Below are 24,518 nucleotides of genomic sequence, written 5' to 3' on the forward strand. Positions count from 1 at the left end.
CGCCCCCACGACAAAGGGTCAGAAGCGGGCGTTGACCCCCAGCCACAGGACGCGGCCCTTCTGGGCGCGTTCGGCGAGCAGCTCGCCGGTCGGCATCTTGCGATAATATTCGATGTTCGACTTGGTGAGGTTCTGGCCTTCTACGATGAAGGTCACGTTCTCGAGCAGCTTCACGCGCGCCTGCGCCGAGAACTCGCCGCGTCCCTTGCTGTGGATGTCGAAGATCTCGGCATTCTCGTTGATCGACTTCAGATAGTCGCCGACATAGCCATAGGCGACCGAGGCGCCGAACACCGGGGTTTCATAGGAAATCGTCGCATTGGCGAGGAATTCGGGCTGCCCCTCCAGGCCATCGACATGGCGCAGCGACTTGTCTGCCCGCTGCACGTCCTGCTTGCCGGTGATATAGGTGCCGTTGGCGGAGAGCACGAAGTTGCTCAGGAAGCCGTTGGTCCAGTCGCCCAGATCCTGGCGGGCCGAAAGCTCGATGCCCTTCAGCGACGCGCTCTGCGAGTTCATCGGCGTGGTGATCCGCGCCAGATAGGTCTGGCCGTTATATTGATAGCCCGGCTCGGTGATGTTCTGCGCGAAGATCAGGTTCTTGATATCCTTGTAGAACAGCGCGAGCGACACGAGGCTGCCGCGCGTCGGATACCATTCGAACGACAGGTCGAAATTGTTCGAGGTGCGCGGTTTCAGATCGGGGTTGCCGCGCGTGATGCTGATCGCATCCTCGCTGTCGTCGGGCAGGCCGATCGTCTCGCTGATCGCGTAATAGGTGAAGTTCGGGCGGCCGATCGTCTTGCTGTAGCCAGCACGCACGATCACGCCGTCGCCGAAGTCATAATTGGCGATGACCGAGGGCAGGAGGTAGGCATAGTCGGCCTTGCGCGCGACCGGCACGTATTGCGCGCCCTTGTTGGGGGTGGCGGGGCGATTGGCGTCCTGCGCAAACAGGTCGATATTGTTGACGGTGGAATCGTAGCGCAGGCCGGCGCGCAGGTTGAAGCGATCGGTGCGGAAGTTCGCCTCGGCAAAGGCGGCGGCGACCTTCTCGTTGAGCTGGTAATCGGACTGAATGTTGGTGGCGCTGTTGTCGTCGGTGCTCGGGAAGCCGGCGGCGGCCCAGGCGGCGCGATAGGCGCGGTCGTCGATCATCAGATAATCGACCTTGGGATCGGTGGTGTGCAGCCGGGTCTTGCTGACGAACGGCGCCATGTTGGGCACCACGCCGCCCACGGTGGGCAGCTTGCCGCTCTGCTGGCCCTCGTCATAGGTCTGGTCGGTGTTCTGGAAGCTGCCGCCGATGTTGAAGCCGAAGCCGCGATCCTCGGGACCGAAATTATAGGCGAGGTTGGCGCTGACGAAGCTCAGATCCTGCGTCGCCCGCTGGGTGATGTGCTGGATATAGCTCTGGACGTAGTTGGTCGGATCGTTGCCGAACACGGGATCGGGGAACGACAGCACCGGGCGGCCGTCGCTCAGATCATAGGAGAAGCGGCCCTGGGCCAGGTTGCTGGCCATGTTGAACTTCGAGCGGTCGCGGATCGTGTTTAGCCGCGCGCGCGAATGCGAAGCGCGCAGGTGCATCACGAGGTTGTCGCTCAGATTCTGGTCGAGGATACCCGAGACGACGAAGGTCTCGCGCTTCTGCGGCTGGTGCGAATAGCCAAGCGCCGTGCGACCCTTCGCCCAGGTGCCCGAAGTCGCGGTCTGGTTGGTCGGCGCGACGCTGGTATCGGCGGTGGCGAGATACTCGTTGCGAATCTCGTCTTCCTTCTGGAAGAAATAGCCGGTGTAGATCGAGGCATAGGTGGCGGTGCTGGGGCTGTATTCCAGCTTCGTCACGCCCGACGCGCGGGTGACCGTGTCGTAATAGGCGAAGATCTGGTTGCGCGATGCCGCCGAGAAACCATTGGTGTTGCTCAGGTTGTTATAGTTGGTGATCGGCTTGCCGGTGGTCTTGTCGAACAGCACATAGCTGTTGTCGACCGCGCCGGGTTTCTGGTCGTAGTTGGTCGAATTGTAGCGGGCATAGGAGCCCGACACGACCACGCCGAAATCATGGTTCGAGCCGAACGCGCTGCTGAACGTGGCGTCGGCGCGCAGGTTTTTGCCCTTCTTGCCGTCCATCTCGCCACCGGTCGAGTTGTCGCCGATCGAGGCACGCGCCATCAGGCTGGTCTTGCCGGTGGTGAGCGCGCTGGCGGTGATCAGGTTGAGCTGGCCGCTGAGCGCATGCGGATCGAGATCGGCCGTGATCGTCTTCACCGCGTCGATCCGGCTGACGAACGAGGGCGGCAGCAGCTCGATACGGGCGCCGCGCGTGTCGCGGGCAGTGGTGGCGAGCGGCAGGCCGTCGATGGTGACGAGGTTGAAGCTCGATCCGATGCCGCGGATCATCACGCTCTCGGCGAGGTCGGGCGAACGGTCATCGGCGGTGGCGAAGTCCGGCACCAGGGCCAGGCCCGGAATGCGCTGCGCGACCTGGGCGATGGTCAGGTCGGGCAGCAGGCCGGCCTGATCCTGCGCGATCGAGTCCGTGACGCCAACCGCGCGGCGCTTGGCATCGATCGCGGCGGCGTTGGACGAACGGTAACCGGTGACGACGATGCCGGCTTCCTCGCCTTCATTGGCGTGCGGCTCGGCCTTATCCTGCGCCTTGTCGGCCTCCTGCGCCTGGGCCGGCGCGGCGAGCAACGCGCCGATCAGCGCCGAGCCTGCGATCGCGTAACGGAGCGTGGACACATGTTTCATGGGCATAGCTATCCTGTCGGTGGAAATGAGGGGTTCGAAACTGTCGGGAAGGCGCCGGCCAGGGCGCCGAAGCGCTAGGGCGTCGACCGGGGCTCGCAGTGATGCGTGGCGGCGTGGCTGCGTTGCAGATAGGCCTTGAGCGCGACCGGCTCGTCGGTCTGGATCGCATCGACACCGATGGCGATCAGCTGCCCCCAGACGCTGTCGGGATCGGCGAGCGCGACCTTGTCGTCATAGGCGCGGCCCGCCAGGCTATTCACCCAATAGCGGGCGCAGCGTTCGCGGATCGGTGGCGTGACCAGCGGCGCAAACGCGCGCTCCTTGACGTCGATCTCGTAGCTGACCGGGTGGATCGGATCATAGGCGGCGATCGCGGCGGTCGGGTCCGCCTGAATCTGCGGCTGGCGCAGGATCGGCTGGAAGCGCACGTCGCGCAGCCACGGACCTTCCTCGATCAGCAGCGCCGCCGGTGCGTCGGCCTTGAACAGCAGCTGGCTGCGGCGCCCGGCCTTGTCGACCATTGCCAGCATCGCGGGCGACAGGCGCGATTTCGGGTCGAGGTTGATCAGGATGCGGTCCTTCGCGGCGCGCAGTGCTTCCTCGAAGTTCGGGATGCGGCGATCGGTAAGCGGCGTGCTGCCGCCCTTGCCCTCGCGCAGGTGGAGCTTGCGCAGCTGGGCCCAGTCGAGATCGGACACCTTGCCCTTGCCGTCGGTCATCCGATCGACAGTCGCGTCGTGCATCAGCACCAGCACATTGTCGCGGGTCAGGCGTACGTCGAGCTCGACCATGTCGATGCCGGCGTCGATGCAGGCTTCGATCGCGTCGATGCTGTTTTCCGATGTCTTCTGCCAGCAACCGCGATGCGCGACGATCATCACCACGCCATCGGGCCCGGCAAGCCGATGTTCAAGCTCTGCGCGGCGGGTTGAATTCGGCGCCGGCTGTGCCTCGGCTGCACCTCCCGGCAAGGCCCAGGCCAATGCGAGGCTGAAGAATAAGCACCAGCCCACACGGGGTGACCTGGTTTGCGGATAGTTTCTCGAGAATTGCACTGCTTCCCCCGGTGGACGGCGCATTTCGCTAGGTTCCGGTGAGACGACGAGCGGCATCGTCAAATCTGACAGCCGGAGAGAAATTAATTGGACCTCCACCCAGGATGCCGGTCGGCTGGACGCATCCGAGTAGGTTTCTGGTCGTCGAGGGGGCGAGATCCCCTCGCCCCTGGCGACTATCGCCTTCCCTTGGATAAAAGCTGCCAGACTGCTCACGGCCCAAACCTGGTCATCTGAGAACGACATAAGCAATGTCCCCAATTGGGGCGTTTGCTGCCCGGCAGGAAATCGGCTTCGCGCCCGTCGAATGTCTGCAATCAGGGCGTGAGCAACATCAGGCCGGGCTTCGGGCTGTTGGCGCTGATCATCGTATCGCCGCTTGCCTTGCTGGCATCCACAAAATGGTCGCAACGCAGGGCCTCGGCGGCGACCGAAGCCCAAGCATGACGGAAAACCGTAGCGAAAGCGTTGCCGAGGTTGAAGGCGCCGATATGACCGTGGATGCGAGATTCGGTGCGTCCACGGAGGGGACGGTGAGGCCGTCATTGATTTCTTACGAGAATTGAAGGACTGGCAATCTCTCCTTGCCACCTCATGTGCAAAGCGATTCTGCCGGTTTGTCGAGACCTAGGCTGGCCCATTGAAAATTTCGTCGATCGCCTCGCCTAGGACGCGCGATGCGTTGACCTTGGTGAGGTAGTGGACACCGAGCTTGAAAATTCGCGCATCGCTGCGATCAAGCGCCTTGCCGCCGACCTCGCGAAGCACCGCATCCAGCAGATCAAAGCGGCGGGTCACCGCGATCAGTGCAAGGAAGCGTGAAGCAGGGATGCGGTGTATGCGACGCGCCTCGCTGGCATAGGCGTCGAGCATTTGGACCGAGACTCGCTCGCCAAGCAGCATCGAAAGCAGTGCCGCGATCTCGGCTCGATTGCCGTCATCTTCCGCAAGACAGCGCGCGACCGCCGACGATATCAGCTTGTCGAAGTCTTGGAGTTCATCATCGGCATAGTCTAGCGGTCGAACGTTCCATACATCGCGTAGGCGCTCGTCGGACAGGAAGGGTTTGCGCTTCTTCATCTGTATTTTCCCCGATGCGACACCGCATGATAGTAGCGCCAAAGAATCGCAGTGCGGACTTTTACTATCTCCGCGATTGCAAGAATTCATAGGACGTGGAATTTACAACGCATGACAATGACCGGCAGCCATGACGCCTTTCTGGTGGTGCTGTCGATTCTGATCGCGATCTTCGCGTCTTTCACCGCACTCAGCTTGGCCAGCCGAATCCGGTCCTCGACCGGTTGGACCAAGCGCGTCTGGGTATCGGCGGCCGCGATAGCATTGGGCGGCGGTATCTGGTCGATGCATTTCGTCGCGATGCTGGCCTTCCATATGCCGGGCCTGCGGATGGGCTATGATCTCGGGCTCACCTTGCTCTCGCTCGCGCTCGCGCTCGGGTTCACCGGCGTCGGCTTTGCCATGCTGAACTGGCAGTCGGTATCGCGCGGGAGGATCGCAGCGGCGGGCCTGCTGATCGGTTCGGGGGTTCTCGCGATGCACTATGTCGGCATGGCCGCGATGCGGATGCCGGCAACGCTCAACTATGAGCCCCTCTGGTTCGGGGTGTCGGTTCTGATCGCGCTTGGTGCCGCGACGGCCGCGGTGTGGCTCGCATCCCGGGATCGCAAGATGAGCCATCGTCTCGCCGCCGCGATCCTGATGGGATTTGCCATAGCGGGCATGCATTATGCGGGCATGCGTGCCGCGGTGTTCACGATGCGTGCGCACACCGACATGCACGACGGAATGGCGAGTGTCGGACAAACCTATCTCGCCGCCGCTGTGGCGGCCATCACCGTCCTGATCCTGCTGCTCGCGCTTGGTGCCGCGACGCTGGAGCGCCTCTTCCATGGCGTTTCGAGGCGAGAGGCTCGCACCGTGCTCCGCTTGAAGATCGCCGACATCCTGCGCGAGCGCGACACCGATGAAGCGCTGAACCAGGTCGCGGCGTTGATGGGAGAGCATTTTGGGGTGACCCGGACGGGCTATGGTACGCTCGACGCAGTCGAGGATGTGTTCGACTATGATGTCTGCTGGACTGACGGAACGGTGCCGGCGCTGCTTGGACGACTGCCAGCGGCGGCGTTCGGGATCAAGATCGTCGCGGCATTGAGCGCCGGCGAGACGATCGTGATCGACGATCTGCTCGAAGCCGAGATCAGCAACGAGCTACGCACGCGCGATACCGCGCAGAAGGTCGACACAAGGTCGATCCTGGTCGTGCCGTTCCTTCGCGATGGGCGGTTACGCACCATCGTCTATCTCAACGACCGCCAGCCGCGGCGCTGGCGGCAGGACGAGATCGCCTTCATGGAGGAGATGGCCGAGCGCACGCGCCTGGTGATCGAGCGCGCCGCGGTGGAGGAGCAGCTCCGCGAGCTCAACGCGACGCTCGAGGCGCGTGTCGAGGCGCGTTCGGAAGAGCTTCGCCAGGCCCAGGAAGCGCTGCTGCAGAGCCAGAAGATGGAAGCCGTCGGACAGCTGGTCGCCGGGCTCTCGCATGATTTCAACAATGTGCTGGGCGCGGTGGTCGGCGCGTTCGAGCTGATCCAGCGCCGCGCGGACGCCCCCGACAAGGTGCAGCATTTCGCCGAGGCCGGATTGCAGGCCGCTCAGCGGGGGTCGAACCTGACCGCGCAATTACTTGCCTTTTCTCGTTCGCAGCACATCCAGCTGCAACCGATGCTGGTCGGCACAGTGATCACGGCGCTGGCCGATCTTCTGCGTCGCACGCTCGGTCCGATGATTGCGCTGGAATTGCATCTCGATCCATCGCCGGTGCCGGTCATGGCCGATCCGACCCAAGTCGAGATGATGGCGCTCAATCTGGCGATCAATGCGCGGGACGCGATGCCGGATGGGGGGCGGCTGACCATTTCGACGGCGGTGCGGCCGATCAGCGGCGCCCCGGAGATCGCGGACGGCGATTATGTCGAAATCGCCTTCGCGGATACCGGCACCGGCATGGACGAAGTCACGCTGCGCCGCGCGATGGAGCCCTTCTTCACCACCAAGCCGGTCGGAAAAGGTACCGGTCTCGGTCTGGCCCAGATTTACGGCAGCGTGCGCCAGGTAGGAGGCGCGGTGCGCATCGAAAGCGGGGTCGCGCAGGGAACCACCGTGCGCGTGCTCCTGCCCTGTACCGATCGCCCGCCCGTCGCGATCGAACAGAGCGAACCGGAAATTTCGGGCGATTCGGGCGAGCGCTACCGGATATTGCTGGTCGACGATGATCCGGAGGTGCGAACCGTGCTCGCCGCCGCGCTGGAAAGCTTGGGGCATGTCGTGACCAGCGCCGCCGACGGGCCTGGCGCCCTGGCGCTGCTGGAAGGCGCCGCACCGGAGGTGCTGCTGCTGGATTTCGCCATGCCCGGCATGAACGGTGCGGAAGTGGCTAGCGAGATGCGCCGACGTCGCCCCGAACTCCCGATCATATTCGCGAGCGGTTTCCCCGATATAGGCGCGATGGAGGCGATCGAGGGATCGACCGCGATTCTGCGCAAGCCATTTCCGATGGATGCGCTGTTGAGGACCTTGGCTAGCATCGCCCCCGACCGGTGAAGCGCGGCGTGGTACCAGGTGCAAGGGATATCCCGAGACCGGCGGCAATCCGCGTTGCTATCGAATCCGCTTGCGCTAGGCGGAGTGGCATGGGGCGGAGAGACAATCGATGATCGTGCTGATCGCGACGGCCTGGGGGGCGGAAGCCGGCGGGATCAACGCGTTCAACTTCGGCCTGGCGCGCGCCCTGGCGGCGGCAAGACCTGGCGCGATTGCTTGCGCGATCCTCGACAAGCAGCGGCGCGCGCGTTCTTGCCCGCGATCGTCCATGACCTGGCCGATGCGTTTGCAGGCTTCCCTCATCTTTGAACCTCAGTGTCGGGACCGACCGATGGATTCGTGCGCCCTCCTGGCCGGAAACCATAGTCATTCCGAGGTGCCGGCGATAAGGCACGACCTACGATCGCGTGCTCTCGTCGAGTTTCAGGTCGTCACTCCCGGCGGAAGTCATCGTATGCGTTCGCTTTCGCCGGGAGACCAGATAGATGCCCGTAACCGCTCCGAGACTTCAGGGCTTTGATGCGGATTGGGTGAGGTCTACCCTCCTTCCCCCGACGAGTCGTTCGGAAAGGAGAGAATATGCGCCAGATCACCTTCGCAGTCGCGTCGATCGCATTGCTCACCGCTTCAACAGCCGCCTTCGCGGCAGGCCCCTGCAAGGACGCGAAAGGCAAGTTCATCAAATGCCCGACAGCGGCCGCGGCGACGGCCACCGGTGGGATCCTCAAGGACAAGAACGGCAAGTGCCACGTCGCGTCGGGACCGAAGAAGGGACAGTTCACCAAGTGTCCATGACCCATAAGGTGCGAGCACGATATCTCTAGACCCTCCAGAATAACGACGGCCGCATGATCCCAGCGACCGTCGTTATTTTCGCGCACCAGCAGAGACGCCCGGTTCACAGGTTATAGCCTTTTCCCCGATGGCGGATCGATCATCGACAGCGTGCGTTGATCGCTCAATCCCAGAGCGCAGGAGTGGCCAGACTGGGTAGCATGGGGCTCCCGATACCGCCCGTGGGACCGTATCGAAGCCTTTCCGGCCGCATCATTGCAAATCCTGAAGCAGGGGTGCCTACTTCCACTCAAGCCCGGCGTTGCGGCGGATCATGCTAGTTCCCGAATATGGGTTAGTCCGCGCAACCAATGCTGCTACCGTGCCTGTCGATGGCTTGCAGTCACTCAGGAGGAGAGTAGACTTTGGAATGAAGTCACTCCCTATTTCTGTGGGCGGGATGCATGCCTCCATCGATCAATCTGCGGACATTGCAGGCGTTCATGGCGTTGGCTTATGCGTTGCTCGCCGCCATCGCGGTGGCACGCGAGCAGAGTTTGGTCTCCTTGATCCTCGCGGTCGCGATGGCGGTCGGCGCGTATTCGACTGGTAGGGTCGTGATGGACGTCCATATCCCCGCAACGATGATCCTGCGAGCTTGCGGTATTGGCGCAGTCGTTCTGGTCGCCGGTCTGGCTGCGGATCTGTTTGGCAGTTCGCACGCGCTTGGTTGGGCGACGGTGGTGATGGGATATTGTGCGGGCAACAGGTTGCGGGCCGCCGGCGCGCTGGTCGCTCCCCGCTGAAACTTCAACGGGTCGGCCCCACGCGATCGGATGACCGCTATCGGATCGCCGCTCGACCGCGAGAATGGCAATAATTGGGGCGGAAGGTCACCAATAGCGCCTCCAGATGCGGCGCATGCGGACCAGCGCCTCAAGATAGAAATAGTCGCCCCAGATGCAGCACTCATCCACGCCGAGCTTGTTGGGCATGTGATAGACACCGTGGAGCAGCAGACCGTTGGATCCTTCGATCGGCGCGAGGTTGTTGGCATCGAGCTGTCGTACCATCCCCCAGGCGGGGCCAGCCTTTATGAGAGCTCCGAGCCCCGGCTGCTCGGCGACCGTATCGATGAATGCGACTGTTCAATTTCGATCTCTGGCGCGTTGGCGCCCCGCGGCGACGCCGTCGCACCCCTAGGCGTTCCCGATCGCCGTCGTTCAATCGTGACGACGCTTTGCAATCGTGATGGATGCCCCGGGAGCAAGGCACCCGAGCTTTCCAAAACAAATCCGTAGCCTGCATCCGGTGCTTGGCCGACACAACGCGAAGCAAGTCAGCCGCGTTCGAATAGCCGCTTCAGGCTCGGATAGAGGATGAAGGTTGATCGCCCGATCTTCACGGTCTCCATCGTCCCGTCTCCGCCCGCACGACTCAATGGCGTGGACTCGGTCCCGAGAGTCGCTGGATTTCGACCAGCGCGCCAGGCGCTCGCTGGTGACACGGAGGACCTGCTTAGGGCCACCCGGTTTGACGGCGGCTTTTGGGCCGAAAGCCGACTGACGGCTTTGCGCTTGCCGGACTGCAGACCGGACGTTGTCGTAAATGATCGCTCCAAGGGCTGAGTTGGGCCAGAGAGAACGTCATCGAATTGGGACCAGTGCCCCATTTATTCGCGCCAGATCGAGCAATTATTGAGGTGCCGAGATTATTCCCCGGCCTCAAGTCCTGCCTCTCGGAAATGACGGCCTAGCACGCCGGCGAGCGATGAAAACACATAGCCATCATCAGCAGCGTAAAACGATTCGCCGCCGGACTCGTAGTTCGGATTGAGCAGCGCCTGCTGCGCACGACGAGGAAATTCACGGCGATCACGCTCTATCGAGACGATCGTCTGCAGATGGGCGAAGAACTTGATCTTGTCGTCCGGCATAATTTTGATGAGGCCGATGCCGTTGTTTCTCGCGGTGGCGAGCGCACCGGACTGGAACCCTTTGCGGGTCACCACATAGCCCTTCATGTTGAAGCCGTACCCGCCGGCGAGGCGGCCAACGAGCTCGTCGATCAGCTTGACCTCAACCGCACGACCATGATCCTTGCACTCGAAGACGATGACATGGGTCGGCTGCGCGCCTTCCTTCCCCATATTGTCCTTCACATAGACTTCGAGCACGTTCTCGAAATCTACCTCGGCCTCCCGCGTGCGGGAATAGTATTTGGCCTTCTCGCGAAAGCGCACGAGCTCCGGGCGATAGGGCAGGTCGCCGGAGGCGATGAGACCCTCGACCAAATTGGCGACCTGCTGCTCGAGATCCTTGCCGTCATTCCTGTCCATGCACCCCTCCCTAAGCGATCGTCCCGCGCGTCCCGACCTCGCCTACCCGTCTCGCCGAACGAACGGCAGGATCTCCGCAACAGCCGCGACACTGCCCAGCTCGCTCAATGTGTCGGCGTAGATGGCGCCGACATCCTCGCCCAACGCCCAGCGCTGCGCGACATGGCCGGCGGGCAGATGATCCGCCACCTCGCGGGCGCCATCAGGATCTTGATCGAGGCGAGCGCGAGCGAGCGCAACGAGGAACACACGGCGCAGCGGCGCCGCCGACAGCGCGTTGGCGACCGACCGGACTTGGTCGCGTGACCCGCGCCAGCCGACAATAAGCGCGAGGCCGAAGGCGATACGAACGGGCTGGCTCAAAACGAGTTCGGACGTGATAGTTACAGTTGCGGCGTCGCTCAGAAGGTGCTCGGCGCCGATCAGCGACCAGATAGCAGCGACCAGATAGCAGCGACCCGCAGCGCGGCCGGGCCACGCGCGGTGGCCGTGGCGAGCAGCAAAGACTGGAGGCTTGGTCGCGTTGCCAGCAAATCGGTGATCGAACGGCGGAGGGAGGGATCGTCGGTCGTGCGTGCAATGTCGAGGAGAGTCGATGCCGCCCCTAGGTCGAAATCCGCGTGCTGCGCCAAAATCGCGATTGCTCGGCGCGCGATCGGCAGGCTGTTGGCATTGTCGTGAGAGTCCTGGTTGGACAATCTGTCGGCGGCCAGTTTGAGCAACGGTGGTATGGAATCGGCTGTCGGGCGCTGCTCGAGCAAGGCGAGAAAGGCGGCGCGCAGGGGGCGCCCTCGAGCGTCGAGGCGCGCGAGAATTTCGCGCGGCAAAGGCGTTGGCGGCCGCGGCGCGAGCGCCGTGACGGCAATCGCCGCCACGTGCCCGAAGCGATGCGCGGTTGCGCGCTCCATCACATCCGTCCAGCCCTGCTGGACCGCGCAATTGATCGCGTCGACGGCGAAATTCTGCTCGTCGGAATGCTCAAGCAGCCACTCGATGTCCGTCTGAACGGCGACACCACCGCGCATGCCAAGTTGCGTGCGGAAGTGCCTGAACGCCTCGCTATCTGCGGGCAGCGCGGCGATAGCCGTGGCGACCGCCGTGTCGATCGTCACCGGCTCGTCGACATCGACCGCTGACCTCAGTCGTGCAAGGTCTAGGACAAGCGCCGGCAAGCCTAATCCGGTAAGGTCGGTTCGCGCTCCGGCGGCAACGGCGATTGACAATTCGATGCCTAAATCGGCGAGGCGACCATACCTGTTCGATCTTTCGAGGTCCGAACTGATGAGCGCGATGCGATCGGGGGCGTGCGTGAGCAGACACTCCACTGCTCGGACACGCGATCGCATGTCGGCTGCTCCGGCCGTGACGCGCGCTGCAAGTGCGGGCGCCAGCGCCCCCTGCCAATGCTGCCGGGCGACAAACCAATAGTCGCCTTCGGTTTGGGTCCCCACAACGATCGGCTGCAGTGCGAGCATCTCCTCGGCCTCTGGCAGACCTTGCGGCCGGCTCAGGATGCGCAACCATTGCGGCAGCAAGTCGCCGCGTCGTGGATGATCGCGGAGCGCGCGCCATCCGCGCATTGCGCGCAGTTCGTGAGTGTACGCCTCGATAAATTCCCTAGCGGAGAAGCCGTCATCATTATCGCCGAGCGATTCGACATAGCCTGGGCTGAACTCGTCATTCTCCATCGCCAGCCAGTTCTTGTCCCATTCGGCGGCTTCGGCTGGCGTCGGGGTGCTGATCTCGATCGCGCGATCAAGCACGCGCGAACAAGCGTCGATATTGCGGAGAGCACCTGCAAATACGGTCTCTTCAGAGCGCAGCACCCCATAAGCAACCGTCTCGTAGGCGCCATCGACAAACGCCGGAGTAAGATCGCCGGCCAGCCGCTCGGCCTTCTCGATGAAATCGCGCGGATAGTGATCGCGCCCGAACGCCAGCCGCTCGCGGATAAAGCGTTCGAGAAGTGATTTTACCCTTGGCGATGCCGCCATCCGCGCGGCCCAGCCACGGTCCTGCCGCGGCGGTCCCCATTCCATCAGGAACATGGCGTCGCGCCGGCGCGGGCGGTGCAGCAACCAGCGGGCGATCTCCGCTTCGACGAGCGCAGGAGAACCGATCGCTGCGGCGAGCTGCAATTGGCGATCGAGATCCGCACCAACGACCGCCAGAACCGACGCAAGCCACGCATCTATCGCGTCCTGGGCGACCTGGCTTGGCTGGAACGTTAGTTCGCTGACCGGCTTTATGGCTGCCAAAAGCGTCGCAGCGCGTTCGACGTGGAGCGTTCCATCGGCGAGCGGCGTGATTGCAAGCAAGTCAAGCAGCCTGCCAAGCGTGATGCGCGCCGCCACCGGATGCGCGCGAATGGTGTTGAGCAAGCCCTTCTCGTCACGGCCGTGATAGATGCTGAGCAGATTATCCTTCTGGCGAAAATTGCGGGCGGCGACGAGGAAGCTGGCGAGCGGCGCAATGCCGCGTTCCATGCTTCGATCGGCGCGAGCAAGACCGTCCTCGATGATGCCGAGATCCTCGAACGAAATCGATTGCCGGTCGATCAGCAGGCCCCACAGGACCGCCGCCGCCTTGACGTCGCTACGCGCCTCGATCTGCTGGGCGATCGTTGCCTCGATGGACGTTTCGTGCGCCCTGGAGATCGCCGCGCGGATCGCGACATCTGGTGCGTCGCGCGCTTCGTCGGGTTCGACCAGGCGCATGGCGTCGAAAAACTTCTGAATTTCGAGCGGGGTCTGCAGCTCGTCGAGCACGCGTTGCTCCGACAGCGATGCGAGGAGGCGCACGTCGAAAGCGCGCAACCGATCGACCCGTCGACGATAGAGCTGGCGGCGTTCGGGCGCGCCGTAATGCTCGGATTCGAGCGCGAAGGCCCACGGCTCCAGTCTAGCGAGCGCCTTAGCGTCGCGACCGACGTCGAGCCGCGAGGTCGCGACGACGATGCGATCGGCACGCGCGCCCGCCATAAAGCCGTGCAATTGATCGATCCAGTCGCGACCCGCAGCGTCGAAACTGTACCGGCCCCACGGGTCTTCGATATCGAACAGCACAGGCCCGGGCTCGCGATAGTGGCGAATGTCTTCAGGGGTCCGGGCACGCTTGCGCCTCAGGCCCGGGATGTCGGCAGACAATTCATCGAACAGCATATCGGTCGATAAGGTCTTGCCGGTCCCCGACTGGCCGACGATCATCGCGGCGTGCCGGTCCGCGATCAACCGCTTCAACTCAGACCAGTTGGTCGGATGCACGAAGTCGTCGAGGTCCGGTGAACTGGCGAAATAGCCTTCGTGCTGCGCAACGATCGCGACGAGATCGGCCCGCGTCCAGATATTCGTGCCTGTTCGCCGTACGCGGCTATGCGCACCGGCCCGCAGCGCGTCACGGCACGACTCCCACAGCGCAAACGGCACGCGAAACGCTTCGGTGAGCAACTCCTTGATCCGCGTCTCGATGCGGTCGGGCTCGTAGTTTGAGAGAACCGCAACACGCCCCGCCGCGTCGGGCGGTAGGATCGCGGCAATGTCGCTGGGCAATGCCGCCTGCGGCCAGACCGCAGGCTGATGGATGCGCAACGCTTTGGCGCCGCCACTGAGTGCCGCGCTGGTGACGAGCAAATAACGGATATCGGACTCGGCGAGGCGCGCGGCTGGCGGCACGCGGCGCGTGCCATGTTGCAGCAGCCGAACCATGTCACTCACGCGCCAGGGATCGCCCGACCTGAGTTTGGCTTGAACGACCAGGCGGTAAGCGCCGGTCCCGGGAGCCATGCGCGACTGGCTGACGATGGGTCCCGCCTCGTCCTCGTCGAGATCGGCTTCGAGATCCTCCTGCGACGCGGGTTCGAGCTCGATGCTGTCGGCAAGGCGCCGCGCCAAGATGAGGTCAAGCGCGAACCAGATGGACACGTCGATCTGGTAATCGAGGCCCGCCTGGGCATCCGCACCGCCGCCGACATTCTCCCCACTCATCGCGCCGATGTGGCACGGGTCGACCGGCCGCGTCGAGCAATTACCGATCCATTCGCGCGCCTTTGCACCTGACGCCGCCGGGCAGCCTAGCCCACAGCCATGCCGGGTCCTCGATCGTACCAATCATGGTAAGGGTACGCCATGGACGCCGAAACCCCTCTCCTGTTCACCGAAGACGATTGGAACGAGGCGGTGCCGTTGGTGGTCGCCAACATGACGGCTCATCTTGCCGCACGGCGCGCACCGGTGTTTTTCGATCGTGGTGATCATGGCGAGGGCTGGGGCAGCGGCGGCTTTATTGCCTTGGGCGACCGCACGTTCGTGCTGACCAACGAGCATGTCGCAGCCGCGCGCTCGCCGACCCAGCCGCTGGCATCGCAACTCAGCGGACAGGATATTCTCTGGCGGTTCACGGGTGATCACGCGCACTATCCGGCCCCGCTCGATCTGGCAGTGCTGCCGGTGCCCAAAACCGTATGGCACTCGACCCACGACTCGGCGCCCATCGAGGTCGACGATATCGTGATCGGCCACCACCCGGTGCCGGGCGAGCTCCTTGCCCTGAGTGGTTTCGCTGGCGAGCGCGTCGGATTCCATTTCGAGAGCCTGATTTCGGAGGCCACCTGCTCGGTCGCGCGCGAAGTGCCACTTCCGCCCGATGCGCGGTTCGACCCGCGCTACCATTTCGGCGTCGATTATCGCCCCGATCTCGCGACCCAGGTGATCGGCGCGAAGGGCTTGCCGGTGCCGCCCGGCCTGAGCGGCTCGATCGTCTGGGACTGCCGGTTCGTCGCGGCCAAGATGGCGGGCGAACCATGGACGCCAGCGCTGGCGCAAGTCACCGGCGTGGTGTGGGGCTGGCCTTCCGATCTGGGGTGTCTGGTCGCGACGCGTGCCGAATATGTGGATCGTTTCTGCTCAGCGTGGAGCGATCGCTCGGCATTCTCGCCTGAGGCGCCGACGCAGAGTCGCGGTCGCGGCGATCAGGGTCGTTTCCTGCGGAGCTCAGCCCTTCGCTCTTGCTCGTCGTACCAGCCATCGATGAAGCCGTTGGCAACAAACCGGTCGACGAGTGTCGCTGGTGGCGTGAGGAGGCGGAGGCCGGCCGCGATCTCACCGAACAATTCCTCTGCGCCGGCGCGCACAGTGCGCGTCAGCCGGAACGCCTTGCGGCTGCGGCGGTACAGCGCATCGATCAGGGGATTGTCGAAATTGTTGACGTCGTTAATCCATAGATGACGCGCGGTGAAGCCCTCGATCAGGGGCGCGGCGATGCGCCTCGGCAGCCAGGACGATTCGTCGGCGAGCAGCCACGTCGCGCAGTCGAGAGCGGAGTGCGATCGGCGCGAATAGTGATGATCGTGGCTGTTCACGAACGAATAAGCGAGATGGCGATGGGTCAGACCGCCGAAGGTCGGATGCCGCCAGACGATCAATTCGCCACAAGTGGGCTTCTCGCCATCGACCGTCTCCCAACCGCCATAGCCGACACTTTCATAGGCGTCGGTGCGCGCGGGATCGAGCAATGCGTCGAACACATCGGCAAATCCTGAGTCGAACTCGGGCAAGGTCAGTTGCGGGGCGTACATGGCAAGCGTGCCGGGGTTGGCGCGCGCCGTTTCCATCAGACCGGGATGCGCGCGAAGGAAGGCATGCAGAATGTCCGGATGGGTAAATTGGCAAAGGTCGCGGTCTTCGGCCTCATAACACCAGTCGAACTGGAGCGCGGTCGACGCGAGGTTCGCCCCGCGGTCATATTCATCGTTCTCGTAAGGCGACGGCAATGGGAAGATCCATCGTTGCGTGCAGTCGGGGTCGGCGAAGATAGATTGTTTCAACTCGGTGAGGTCGATCCACCAGTCATCCGCGATCGAGGGTGTATCGACACCAAGGTCGGCGAGGCGATTGCGGGCGATGACCAACGGACTTGCCGTGGGGCGGATCGTGCGCAGCAAGCGTTCGACGACATCGGCCATACCGGCATCCGAAGATGCCGCGACGATATCGGCCAAGGGCGGTGAATGGGCGATGATGCTGTCGCGATCGATCTCGTGCCAGACCGGAAGGATGATATCACCGGCACCGGCCATTTGCCGCGCAACCAGCCCGCTCAGCTCGCGCTGCGTCCAGCGTTTCCGGAAAAATGCCGGCGAGACGATGACGACGCCGTAATCGGCTTTCGCCAGACCCTTGTCGATGCTCGCCATCAGGCCTTGGCCGACGGTAAGCGAGAATTCGTCGTACCAGACATCGACATGTCGTTCGCGGAGCGCATGCGCGAGCGGTCGCGCGATCGCCTCCTTGTCCTCGCTGGCATGGCAGATGAATACGCTCGGCATGGTCGCTCCGGCACCGGGCTGCACGCCAGCCCCGTCGACCGGATATAGGACGACCGGAGCGCCGGGTCATCCATGGCCGTCCCAGCCCGGCATCACAGGGGAGCAGCGCGCCACGGCGTGGATCGCTGCCCTTGAGGCTGCTAGTCCATCGTTATGGAACCCCCCGCTTTCGACCGTACCGCGCTGCATTCGAAGGCCGCGGCATCTTTCGAGGAATTAGCACTGGCGCTGCTCGATCGGTTCGAACCACGGCCCCGGCAAGAGCGCGCAGAACCCTTCACGACGCGCCACACGATGGAGACCATCCACGCCATTTCTTCGCCACCTGTGGCTGCCTATGTCGATTTCGCGAACAAGCTGACCGGCTGGTGGTATTATCGCGACGGAACCGATTACGCGCTGACCGGTGACAATTATCGCGCGCTGCGCGAGCTGGTCGAACGCATTCGACGTAAATCGCCCTTCACGAACGGGTTTTCCGATCACTTTCTCGAAGAGGCGGTCACGACATGGTGCGCGGCAAAGCATAAGTGCGAAGACGCCGGTCCGTTCGTGGCGTTCCTGCTCGACCATTGTGCCGAGGCATGGAGCACGCATGACTTCCTCCTTCCGCTGGTCGGCGTCGAAGTCGAGCATGACTTCACGCTGGGCGCGGTCAGGGTCCGAACGATCCCGCCCGAGCTGTTCGAGCGCGCGGCGGCTGAGGCCCGGGCCCGCCGCCCCGACGATCCGGACGCGGGCAAGAGCGCGGATGCGCTGGGAGAAACGGCGGCCAATCTGGCCGCGGTCGCGGTGCGTGTGACCGGCGAACCGCGCTTCGCCGATAGCCAGGCGCGCGAAATCGCCGACGACATTGCGGGCGTGCTGCGCTTCATGTCGCCCGGCGCGATCTCGTCGACCGTGCCCAGCCTCGTCCAGCCCTGGGGCATTAAGACGGTCCCGCAAACACTGGTAATGAAGCTCGATGGCGAGCGGCTGGCGGGCTATAGCCGCCAGTGGCTGCATGGCGGCCTCGCGATGTGGAAGCTCGGCGCCCCCGAGATCGAGCGCCTGACCGCGACAAACTTCGCGAGTCTCGCCATATTCTTCGACGGTACCGCGCTCAACGACTATGCTGCGCATGTTCGCCCGGCCTTCTTCGCTTTTGCTCGCGCGATCGGCCAGTTCGAGCCGGTTGACCGGCTGGTCGGGGCGATCACCGCGCTCGAATGCCTGTTGCTGCGCGACCAGAACGAGCCGCTCCAGCAGATGGTCGGTGAACGGCTCGCGTTCCTGACCGCATCTGGGCGCGAAGACCGCCAGCGTACCGTCGCCGACTACAAGGCGGCCTATGGCCTGCGCTCGCGCGCGGTGCACCACCTACGCGGGATGGACAACGAGCAGGTTGCGGACCGATTGTTTCGGCACGCTTTCCTCGCCTTCGTCAGGGCGATCGAGGGACTGTCGGTGTTGACGACCCACGTCCAGTTTCTCGACGGACTCGACCGGATCAAGTTCGGTGGCCGCTACCGCGACAACGACGATGATCGTCCGGCAACCGAACCCGCTGGCCGTCCTTAGAAAGCATATGACTGCTCCTCGCCCACTAGCGTACGTAGCTCGCGGCATAAATGAGCGACCGCTTTTGGGATCGCGCGTGTTCACGTCGAGCGACCGATATTAGGGCGCTTTGCCGCCTGACCGCCTTGAATTGCCTCTATCGGGTATGAATGGCAGCGTTTGTCCCGAGGTTCAGTCAACCTGTCGAAAGGGCATAGGGAGCCTGCTGCGTCTGACGAGGAAAACCACTTCCTGGAAGAGCTACAGGCTTCTGGCATGGTGGCCTACCGGTCGCTCGATCGGAGCGGTTGCTCCGGCGAGGAGCGATCATGACCAAAAAATCCGACCATCCGGTAACCCGAGAAGGTCTGCTGCATGCGCTGTACGAAGCGGCGGAGCTCGAGCAGGATCTGATGTGCACCTATCTTTATGCCGCCTTCAGCCTGAAGGATGGCGAGGAGGAGGAGGGATTGCTGCCGCAAGAGGCAGAAGCCGTCACCCGATGGCGGCGCGCGATCATAGCGGTTGCCGTCGATGAGATGAGCCATTTGGCGGCGGTTTGGAACATCACGTCCTCGCTGGGCGGGGCTCCCCGCTTCGGGCGAACGAATTTTCCGCTCGAACCGGGCTATCTTCCGGCAAACATCGTGGTGAAGCTCGCGCCGTTCAGCGAAGAGGTGCTTCAACACTTCATCTATCTGGAGCGGCCGGACGGCTCCGATGAACCGGATGGCGAAAGCTTCGCACCTCCCGAAATAGAGGTGCGCACGCCCGTTCCACTTCGTCTGACTCCCACGGGCTATGACTATGCGACGATCGGCGATTTCTACCAGCGCGTGGAAACGGATCTGCGTTCGCTGGTCGATCGGCTTGGCGAGCGCGAAGTCTTTTGTGGCGATCCGGCACTCCAGCTCAGCCGCACCGAAACCTGGCTGAGGGGCGCAACCGAGGTTGTCGATCTCGACAGCGCACTCGCCGCGCTCACCGAGATCGTGGTCGAAGGCGAAGGTGCTCCTGAGCACCGCGAGAATTCCCACTTCGCCCAGTTCCTCACGATCCGCGACGAATTCCGGGAGCTCAAGGCTGCGAACCCCGATTTCGCGCCGGCGCATCCAGCTGCGGTCAATCCGGTATTGCGCAAGCCGCCGCATCCCGAAGGGAAGGTGTGGCTCGAGAATCCTGAAGCGGTCGCGACCGTGGATGTGGCGAATGCGATCTATGTGCTCGCCCTGCGTCTCCTGGCCGGAGCCTACGCCGTACCGCGGCCGGACGCACGGAAGGCGTTATATACCGGTTGCGCCGTTGCGCTGATGCACGCCATCGATGCGATGGGTACGCGCGCTGCGCGGCTTCCCGCCGGGCCTTCGAACCCCGGCTGCAATGCAGGCGTGTCGTTTACGGCGCTGCGGGAAGCATCCGCGCTTCCGCAGGGGCCGAGCGCTCACGAGCTATATGTGGAGCGGATGGACGAGCTCTACGCTGCAGTCGATGCGATGGATGTAGCGGACCCCAAATGCGCCCATGTCGGGCAGATCCTGCAGAGCCAGGCGGCACGCCTGCGCTCCACGCCGGACGATTCGGTCGCCTAACGGCGAGGCGTCAACTTGGACCTGCCCCGTTCCCCCAGTGGGCGTGAGCGGGAGCGATGGGTTCTGGCACTCTCGCCCGGCTCGTGTACGTTCGCGAATTCCGCAGTCAGCACCTAAGTTACGATGTCGGCTTTCGGGATCGGCGCACTGCCTCGGCTATGACCGGCTCTGGGGCGCATATACGCAGGATGGGACCCCGTCCCATCCTGCTTACATATAAGGTGCCAATGGAATTGCACCTAAGAGGGGCTGTTTGGTTTGGACCGGTATGTCCGCTTCTTGCGAGTTGGCTTTAAAAGCAGACTATCTGCTTTCCACCCATAGTTGGCCGTTCATCGGTGAGACGGCCGATCCAAAAACGGCCCGGCTGCAAACGCCCCACTTGCAGACATTCGTGATTTTCGTGAAGCTGGCCTGATGGTCGCCTCTGGAACTTTCATCCCTGTCTACCGGGCTCTGACGCAGATGGCGGCAATCGCCATTCTGATTTCGTTTATCACCTTCGCCACCATTAAGCTGGGAATGCCTCCAAGCCCTTGGCATGCGACTTGGATGGTCGCGTTGCCACTCGCGACTGGCGCAGTGATCAACCGAGGCTTGAACCGTTTGCTCATGGCATGCGCACTGCTCGCCACCTCCCTCATCGCGACGACCGTGGTCGGCAACGCGATGGGTGGCATCTGACGGCAGCTTTCCACCCAATAGCTGCCGTAGCGGCGTGGCTGAAGAGGCGGCGGTATTCAGGATAGCTGAGGGACTGCGCGAACGACCGAAGTTAGGGCGCATTTCTGGCCGGCAGCTTCCGCCAGCAGCAGCCAATCGGCTCTTGGGCCGAAAGCCTACGGTCGGCTTCCGCTGGAGGCGTTAGCCGAGGGGACCCGCTTCAGGTCGGTGAGCCAAAGATGATCCCGTCGCAGGCGTTGAGATCGTCGAGCGACACGTTGCCCTCGGCCCCCTCGAACGAGCGGACGCCTTTCCCGACTGCCTCGGTCACCTCGGCCGTTGAGGCTATCATTCCGGTGTTCCTTCAATCCAAGCATGGGTGGCTACGCTGCCACCCATGCTTGCGGAGCGCCGCGGTCAGGCGGCTATCAGATTCTCGCGGAAAAAGTCGGTGATCCGATCGAACGGAATCTTGTCCATCCGGTCGTAGAGGTCGGTGTGGACCGCACCCGGGATGATCATCAACTCCTTGGGCTCGGCGGCTGCGGCATAGGCCGTCTCGCTGAAGTAGCGTGAGTGCGCCTTCTCGCCATGGATCAGCAGCACTGGCCGCGGCGCGATCTCCTTGATGTAGGTCAGCAGCGGCATGTTCATGAACGACAGCGCCGTGGTCCTCGTCCACGAACCGGTCGAGTTGACTGCCCGCGGATGGAAGCCGCGGGGCGTCTTGTAGTAATCGTGATAATCTAGGAGGAACTGGGCCTCCCCGCCCTTCAGCTCGTTGTGCGGCGGGTTGTAGGCGGGCTTGCCGTTCCTGGCGTCGTCCCAGCGCTGCCAGCTCAGTTGTTCGAGCGTCTGCGTACGCTGCGCGGAGGTGACACTGTCGTTATAGCCCTTCGACATAACACGGCTCATGTCATACATCGTGCTTGCGACGACGGCCTTGACCCGCTTGTCCACCGCGACAGCGTTCAGCGCCATACCGCCGAAGCCGCAAATGCCGATCACGCCGATCCGCTCGCGATCGACCGCCTCGTGGAGGCCCAGGTAATCGACCGCCGCGCTGACGTCCTCGGTATTGATGTCGGGCGACGCCAGGTTGCGCGGGCTCCCACCGCTCTCGCCGGTGAACGATGCGTCGAAGGCCAGCGTCGCGAAGCCGCGCTCCGCCATCGTCTGGGCGTAGAGGCCCGAAGACTGTTCCTTCACCGCACCAAAGGGGCCCACGACGACCAGCGCTGGCAGCCGCACGCCACCGCGGTCCTTGGGCAGATAGAGGTCACCAACCAGGGTGATGCCGTAGCGGTTGGCGAAGGTGACCTTCGCGTGATCGACCCGATCGCTCTTGGGGAAAACCTTGTCCCAAGTCTTGGTCATTGACATGGCGGACTCCTTATTCTGGCCGGCATTGGCGGCGGCGGATGCGGTGCCGGCGAGAAGCAGAGCGGTTCCCGTTCCGCCAACTTTCATCAGCGCGCGGCGGCTGAATTGCTGATCCTGATGTGACATCTGATCGTCTCCTTCTTTCGTTCAGGCTCGTTGGGGATGCGACGCACCGATGGCGTCCCGGCTTGCTTTTCTGGCGCGGACGGTAAGCAGGGCGAAGATCGCGGACAGTGCGAACAGCGCGACGCTGAGCCCGAAGGTCACTTCGTAGCCGACCCAATCGAACAGCAACCCGCCGATTGCGGCGCCGGCCGTGAGCGCCAGCTGCACCACCGCGACGAGCAGCCCGCCGCCGGCTTCGGCGTCGTCGGGCAAGATCCGGCTGAGCCAGGTCCACCACGCGACCGGGGCAGCGGTCCCGACGAACCCCCAGACCGCGAGCAGAATGGCAACGACACCGGCGGATGAGCCAAACGCGATGATGCCCATACCCAGAGCCGCCATTACGACCGGCATCGCAACCAGGATCGGATGAAGCCGGTGCACGACCAATCGACCGATCGCGTAGGTTCCGGCCAGCCCGGCAACACCCATCGCCAGCAGGATTGCCGATATCGTATTGACGCCGACACCGGTAGCGGTTTCGAGGAACGGTCGCAGGTAGGTGAACAACGTGAACTGCGCGCCGAAGAACGCGGCAAGCGCTACCATGCCAAGTGTGACCCTCCGCTGCGCGAGCAACCGCACGGTCGCGAGACTGTCGGCGCTCTGACGCGAGGGCATGCTGGGCAGGGTCAGATACTGCCAAGCCAGCGTGATGACCGCGAGCGGGACGACGCAGAAGAATGCCCCGCGCCAGCCGATGAACTGGCCCAAGAAACTCCCGAGCGGGGCGGCGATTGTCGTCGCCAACGCGTTGCCGCCGTTGAGCAACGCCAGTGCGCGCGGCACGTCGCGCTCAGGCACCAGGCGCATGACGCTTGCGGCAGACATCGACCAGAAGCCGCCGATCACAACCCCGATCAGCGCGCGGCCGATCATGAACACCGGATAGTTCGGTGCAAATGCGACGATCAGGCCCGACCCCAGCATCGTGCCGGTCAGGCCCATGAGGAGCAGCCGGCGGTCGAGGCCCCGGGTGGCGGCGGCAATGAACAGGCTGGTGGCGACCGCGAAAACGCCCGATACAGCGATTGCCTGGCCAGCCTGCCCCTCGGTCACGCGCAGATCCGAAGCGAGCGGGGTCAGCAGGCTCATCGGCATGAATTCGGACGCGATCAGCGTCGCGACGCATAGCGAAAGCGCGAGGACGGCGCTCCATCCTCCTGTTGGCCGGGCGGGTTGTTTCGATGTCATTCGCGCCATTTAGGCGCTTCGCGGCATGCGGATTAGCGGCTATATCGCATATGTATCGTTAAGCAGGACTTCAAAATGTCGCGTCCGCCGATGGCCGAACTATCCGCCTTTGTGGCGGTAGCACGCGAACGCAGCTTCACCCGCGCGGCGGCCCAACTGGGTGTCTCCGCTTCGGCGCTAAGCCAGGCGATGCGATCCCTTGAAGAGCGGCTAGGCGTCCGCCTGTTGACCCGCACGACCCGCAGCGTCGCGCCGACCGAGGCGGGCGAGAGGCTGGTCGCGACCATCCTGCCGCATCTGGAGGGGATCGAGACGGGCCTCGCCGCCTTGTCAGAACTAAGGGACAAGCCGGCGGGCAAAATCCGTCTTACGACGGTAGATCACGCCGCGGAGACGATCCTCTGGCCCGCGCTCGCCAAGTTCCTGGCGGAGTATCCCGATATTCAGATCGACCTCGTCGTGGACAACACGCTGCAGGACATCGTCAGCCAACGGTTCGACGCCGGCATCCGAATGGGCGAGCGCGTCGCTCGCGACATGATCGCGATACGCATCGGCCCTGAAATCCGCATGGCGGCGGTTGCGACCCCCGCCTACTTCAAGCAACACCCGAAACCCCGTCGCCCAGAGGATCTCGCCGCTCATCGCTGCATCAATATGCGCTTCGCGACACTGGGCAACGTCTACACGTGGGAATTTGAGAAGGGCGGCCGCGAGGTAAACGTAAAGGTCGAGGGCCAGCTCACGGTCAATGACATCGCGGTGATCCGGCAGGCGACGCTCAGAGATGTTGGCCTGGGCTTCATTCCCGAGGACATGGTGGCGGGCGACATCGAACGTGGCGAGTTGATACGCGTGCTGGACGATTGGACGCCCCCGTTTCCCGGCTACTATCTCTACTATCCGAGCCGACGCCAGCAATCGCCGGCCTTCACACTCCTGGTCGACGCCCTCCGCCACCGGGCGGATTGATCGTCTGCTTTCGGGCCTCTGACGATCGCGCGCGAACGTCCGTTACTAGGGCGCATAGCCGTCCGGCGTCGGAGCGGCCCATCTTGAGCGCGGATGGACCGCCCAGCCTCAGATTTCCGTTCGTTCAGCAAGTGTCAAAGCAT

The 24,518-nt window shown here is 63.5% G+C and carries 21 protein-coding genes; 10 read left to right on the forward strand and 11 right to left on the reverse strand.

What is annotated here, in order from left to right:
* Positions 1-18: 18 nt before the first annotated feature.
* Both GGR46_RS21410 and GGR46_RS21415 read right to left on the reverse strand, forming a co-directional pair.
* On the reverse strand, positions 19-2,748 hold the full coding sequence (locus tag GGR46_RS21410; protein ID WP_184000021.1) for a TonB-dependent receptor: 2,730 nt from the start codon (positions 2,746-2,748) through the stop codon (positions 19-21).
* A gap of 83 nt (positions 2,749-2,831) precedes the next feature.
* The gene (locus tag GGR46_RS21415; protein WP_184000022.1) at positions 2,832-3,635 is read right to left on the reverse strand and encodes a glycerophosphodiester phosphodiesterase family protein; all 804 of its coding nucleotides are present in this window, start codon (positions 3,633-3,635) and stop codon (positions 2,832-2,834) included.
* Positions 3,636-4,073: 438 nt separating this feature from the next.
* Between GGR46_RS21415 and GGR46_RS21420 the strand changes: the two genes are divergently transcribed.
* A complete protein-coding gene (locus GGR46_RS21420) occupies positions 4,074-4,259 on the forward strand; it encodes a hypothetical protein (protein ID WP_184000023.1) in 186 nt (61 codons plus the stop codon).
* Between the two features lie 180 nt (positions 4,260-4,439).
* Here GGR46_RS21420 and GGR46_RS21425 read toward each other — a convergent pair whose 3' ends face one another.
* Positions 4,440-4,892: a hypothetical protein gene (locus GGR46_RS21425; protein ID WP_184000024.1), complete on the reverse strand. Its 453-nt coding sequence runs from the start codon at positions 4,890-4,892 to the stop codon at positions 4,440-4,442.
* Between the two features lie 111 nt (positions 4,893-5,003).
* Between GGR46_RS21425 and GGR46_RS21430 the strand changes: the two genes are divergently transcribed.
* The 4 genes from GGR46_RS21430 to GGR46_RS21445 all read left to right on the forward strand — a co-directional run bounded on the left by GGR46_RS21430 (position 5,004) and on the right by GGR46_RS21445 (position 9,016).
* Complete coding sequence (locus GGR46_RS21430) at positions 5,004-7,436, forward strand: MHYT domain-containing protein (RefSeq protein WP_184000025.1); 2,433 nt, start codon at positions 5,004-5,006, stop codon at positions 7,434-7,436.
* A 109-nt stretch (positions 7,437-7,545) separates the two neighbouring features.
* Positions 7,546-7,956, forward strand: coding sequence for a hypothetical protein (locus GGR46_RS21435; RefSeq protein WP_184000026.1), 411 nt, complete (start codon positions 7,546-7,548; stop codon positions 7,954-7,956).
* 59 nt (positions 7,957-8,015) lie between these two features.
* Positions 8,016-8,231 carry a hypothetical protein gene (locus tag GGR46_RS21440; protein WP_184000027.1) on the forward strand — a complete coding sequence of 72 codons (216 nt, stop codon included), beginning with the start codon at positions 8,016-8,018 and terminating at the stop codon, positions 8,229-8,231.
* A 443-nt stretch (positions 8,232-8,674) separates the two neighbouring features.
* A complete protein-coding gene (locus GGR46_RS21445) occupies positions 8,675-9,016 on the forward strand; it encodes a hypothetical protein (protein ID WP_184000028.1) in 342 nt (113 codons plus the stop codon).
* A gap of 87 nt (positions 9,017-9,103) precedes the next feature.
* Here GGR46_RS21445 and GGR46_RS21450 read toward each other — a convergent pair whose 3' ends face one another.
* The 5 genes from GGR46_RS21450 to GGR46_RS21470 all read right to left on the reverse strand — a co-directional run bounded on the left by GGR46_RS21450 (position 9,104) and on the right by GGR46_RS21470 (position 16,870).
* A complete protein-coding gene (locus GGR46_RS21450; RefSeq protein ID WP_221262876.1) occupies positions 9,104-9,283 on the reverse strand; it encodes a hypothetical protein in 180 nt (59 codons plus the stop codon).
* Between the two features lie 638 nt (positions 9,284-9,921).
* Positions 9,922-10,548, reverse strand: a complete 627-nt coding sequence (locus tag GGR46_RS21455; RefSeq protein ID WP_184000029.1) for a restriction endonuclease — start codon at positions 10,546-10,548, stop codon at positions 9,922-9,924.
* Between the two features lie 42 nt (positions 10,549-10,590).
* Entirely contained in the window at positions 10,591-10,911 is a 321-nt protein-coding gene (locus GGR46_RS21460) for a hypothetical protein (RefSeq protein WP_184000030.1), read from the reverse strand.
* Between the two features lie 59 nt (positions 10,912-10,970).
* Positions 10,971-14,531, reverse strand: a complete 3,561-nt coding sequence (locus GGR46_RS21465) for an nSTAND3 domain-containing NTPase (protein ID WP_184000031.1) — start codon at positions 14,529-14,531, stop codon at positions 10,971-10,973.
* Positions 14,532-15,514: 983 nt separating this feature from the next.
* Positions 15,515-16,870: a toll/interleukin-1 receptor domain-containing protein gene (locus GGR46_RS21470; protein WP_184000032.1), complete on the reverse strand. Its 1,356-nt coding sequence runs from the start codon at positions 16,868-16,870 to the stop codon at positions 15,515-15,517.
* Positions 16,871-17,023: 153 nt separating this feature from the next.
* Here GGR46_RS21470 and GGR46_RS21475 point away from each other — a divergent pair, with 153 nt between their 5' ends.
* From GGR46_RS21475 to GGR46_RS21485, 4 genes are all read left to right on the forward strand, one after another.
* Complete coding sequence (locus GGR46_RS21475; RefSeq protein ID WP_184000033.1) at positions 17,024-18,430, forward strand: hypothetical protein; 1,407 nt, start codon at positions 17,024-17,026, stop codon at positions 18,428-18,430.
* Positions 18,431-18,738: 308 nt separating this feature from the next.
* Entirely contained in the window at positions 18,739-19,998 is a 1,260-nt protein-coding gene (locus GGR46_RS21480; protein ID WP_184000034.1) for a ferritin-like domain-containing protein, read from the forward strand.
* A gap of 268 nt (positions 19,999-20,266) precedes the next feature.
* Positions 20,267-20,416: a hypothetical protein gene (locus GGR46_RS25235; RefSeq protein WP_221262877.1), complete on the forward strand. Its 150-nt coding sequence runs from the start codon at positions 20,267-20,269 to the stop codon at positions 20,414-20,416.
* Positions 20,416-20,682, forward strand: coding sequence for a hypothetical protein (locus tag GGR46_RS21485; RefSeq protein ID WP_184000035.1), 267 nt, complete (start codon positions 20,416-20,418; stop codon positions 20,680-20,682). The genes GGR46_RS25235 and GGR46_RS21485 overlap by 1 nt, the downstream gene beginning before the upstream one ends.
* A 199-nt stretch (positions 20,683-20,881) precedes the next feature.
* On the opposite strand, the gene GGR46_RS25750 is transcribed toward GGR46_RS21485, so the two are convergent.
* The 3 genes from GGR46_RS25750 to GGR46_RS21495 all read right to left on the reverse strand — a co-directional run bounded on the left by GGR46_RS25750 (position 20,882) and on the right by GGR46_RS21495 (position 23,412).
* Entirely contained in the window at positions 20,882-21,013 is a 132-nt protein-coding gene (locus GGR46_RS25750; protein WP_281396618.1) for a hypothetical protein, read from the reverse strand.
* A 65-nt stretch (positions 21,014-21,078) separates the two neighbouring features.
* Positions 21,079-22,038, reverse strand: a complete 960-nt coding sequence (locus GGR46_RS21490) for an alpha/beta hydrolase (protein ID WP_246426237.1) — start codon at positions 22,036-22,038, stop codon at positions 21,079-21,081.
* Between the two features lie 153 nt (positions 22,039-22,191).
* Positions 22,192-23,412, reverse strand: a complete 1,221-nt coding sequence (locus tag GGR46_RS21495) for an MFS transporter (RefSeq protein ID WP_221262878.1) — start codon at positions 23,410-23,412, stop codon at positions 22,192-22,194.
* 66 nt (positions 23,413-23,478) lie between these two features.
* Between GGR46_RS21495 and GGR46_RS21500 the strand changes: the two genes are divergently transcribed.
* Complete coding sequence (locus GGR46_RS21500) at positions 23,479-24,375, forward strand: LysR family transcriptional regulator (protein ID WP_184000037.1); 897 nt, start codon at positions 23,479-23,481, stop codon at positions 24,373-24,375.
* The last annotated feature ends 143 nt before the right edge of the window (positions 24,376-24,518 follow it).

The sequence above is a fragment of the Sphingomonas kyeonggiensis genome, assembly GCF_014196745.1.
GTDB classification, from domain to species: Bacteria; Pseudomonadota; Alphaproteobacteria; order Sphingomonadales; family Sphingomonadaceae; genus Sphingomonas; species Sphingomonas kyeonggiensis.

Coding starts and splice junctions, on each gene's coding strand:
- GGR46_RS21415 (WP_184000022.1), bottom strand. CDS start 3,635: ATGATCGTCGCGCATCGCGGTTGCTGGCAGAAGACATCGGAAAACAGC.
- GGR46_RS21425 (WP_184000024.1), bottom strand. CDS start 4,892: ATGAAGAAGCGCAAACCCTTCCTGTCCGACGAGCGCCTACGCGATGTA.
- GGR46_RS21430 (WP_184000025.1), top strand. CDS start 5,004: ATGACAATGACCGGCAGCCATGACGCCTTTCTGGTGGTGCTGTCGATT.
- GGR46_RS21435 (WP_184000026.1), top strand. CDS start 7,546: ATGATCGTGCTGATCGCGACGGCCTGGGGGGCGGAAGCCGGCGGGATC.
- GGR46_RS21440 (WP_184000027.1), top strand. CDS start 8,016: ATGCGCCAGATCACCTTCGCAGTCGCGTCGATCGCATTGCTCACCGCT.
- GGR46_RS21445 (WP_184000028.1), top strand. CDS start 8,675: ATGCCTCCATCGATCAATCTGCGGACATTGCAGGCGTTCATGGCGTTG.
- GGR46_RS21450 (WP_221262876.1), bottom strand. CDS start 9,283: ATGGTACGACAGCTCGATGCCAACAACCTCGCGCCGATCGAAGGATCC.
- GGR46_RS21455 (WP_184000029.1), bottom strand. CDS start 10,548: ATGGACAGGAATGACGGCAAGGATCTCGAGCAGCAGGTCGCCAATTTG.
- GGR46_RS21465 (WP_184000031.1), bottom strand. CDS start 14,531: ATGAGTGGGGAGAATGTCGGCGGCGGTGCGGATGCCCAGGCGGGCCTC.
- GGR46_RS21470 (WP_184000032.1), bottom strand. CDS start 16,870: ATGCCGAGCGTATTCATCTGCCATGCCAGCGAGGACAAGGAGGCGATC.
- GGR46_RS21475 (WP_184000033.1), top strand. CDS start 17,024: ATGGAACCCCCCGCTTTCGACCGTACCGCGCTGCATTCGAAGGCCGCG.
- GGR46_RS21480 (WP_184000034.1), top strand. CDS start 18,739: ATGACCAAAAAATCCGACCATCCGGTAACCCGAGAAGGTCTGCTGCAT.
- GGR46_RS25235 (WP_221262877.1), top strand. CDS start 20,267: ATGTCCGCTTCTTGCGAGTTGGCTTTAAAAGCAGACTATCTGCTTTCC.
- GGR46_RS21485 (WP_184000035.1), top strand. CDS start 20,416: ATGGTCGCCTCTGGAACTTTCATCCCTGTCTACCGGGCTCTGACGCAG.
- GGR46_RS25750 (WP_281396618.1), bottom strand. CDS start 21,013: ATGATAGCCTCAACGGCCGAGGTGACCGAGGCAGTCGGGAAAGGCGTC.
- GGR46_RS21490 (WP_246426237.1), bottom strand. CDS start 22,038: ATGACCAAGACTTGGGACAAGGTTTTCCCCAAGAGCGATCGGGTCGAT.
- GGR46_RS21495 (WP_221262878.1), bottom strand. CDS start 23,412: ATGGCGCGAATGACATCGAAACAACCCGCCCGGCCAACAGGAGGATGG.
- GGR46_RS21500 (WP_184000037.1), top strand. CDS start 23,479: ATGTCGCGTCCGCCGATGGCCGAACTATCCGCCTTTGTGGCGGTAGCA.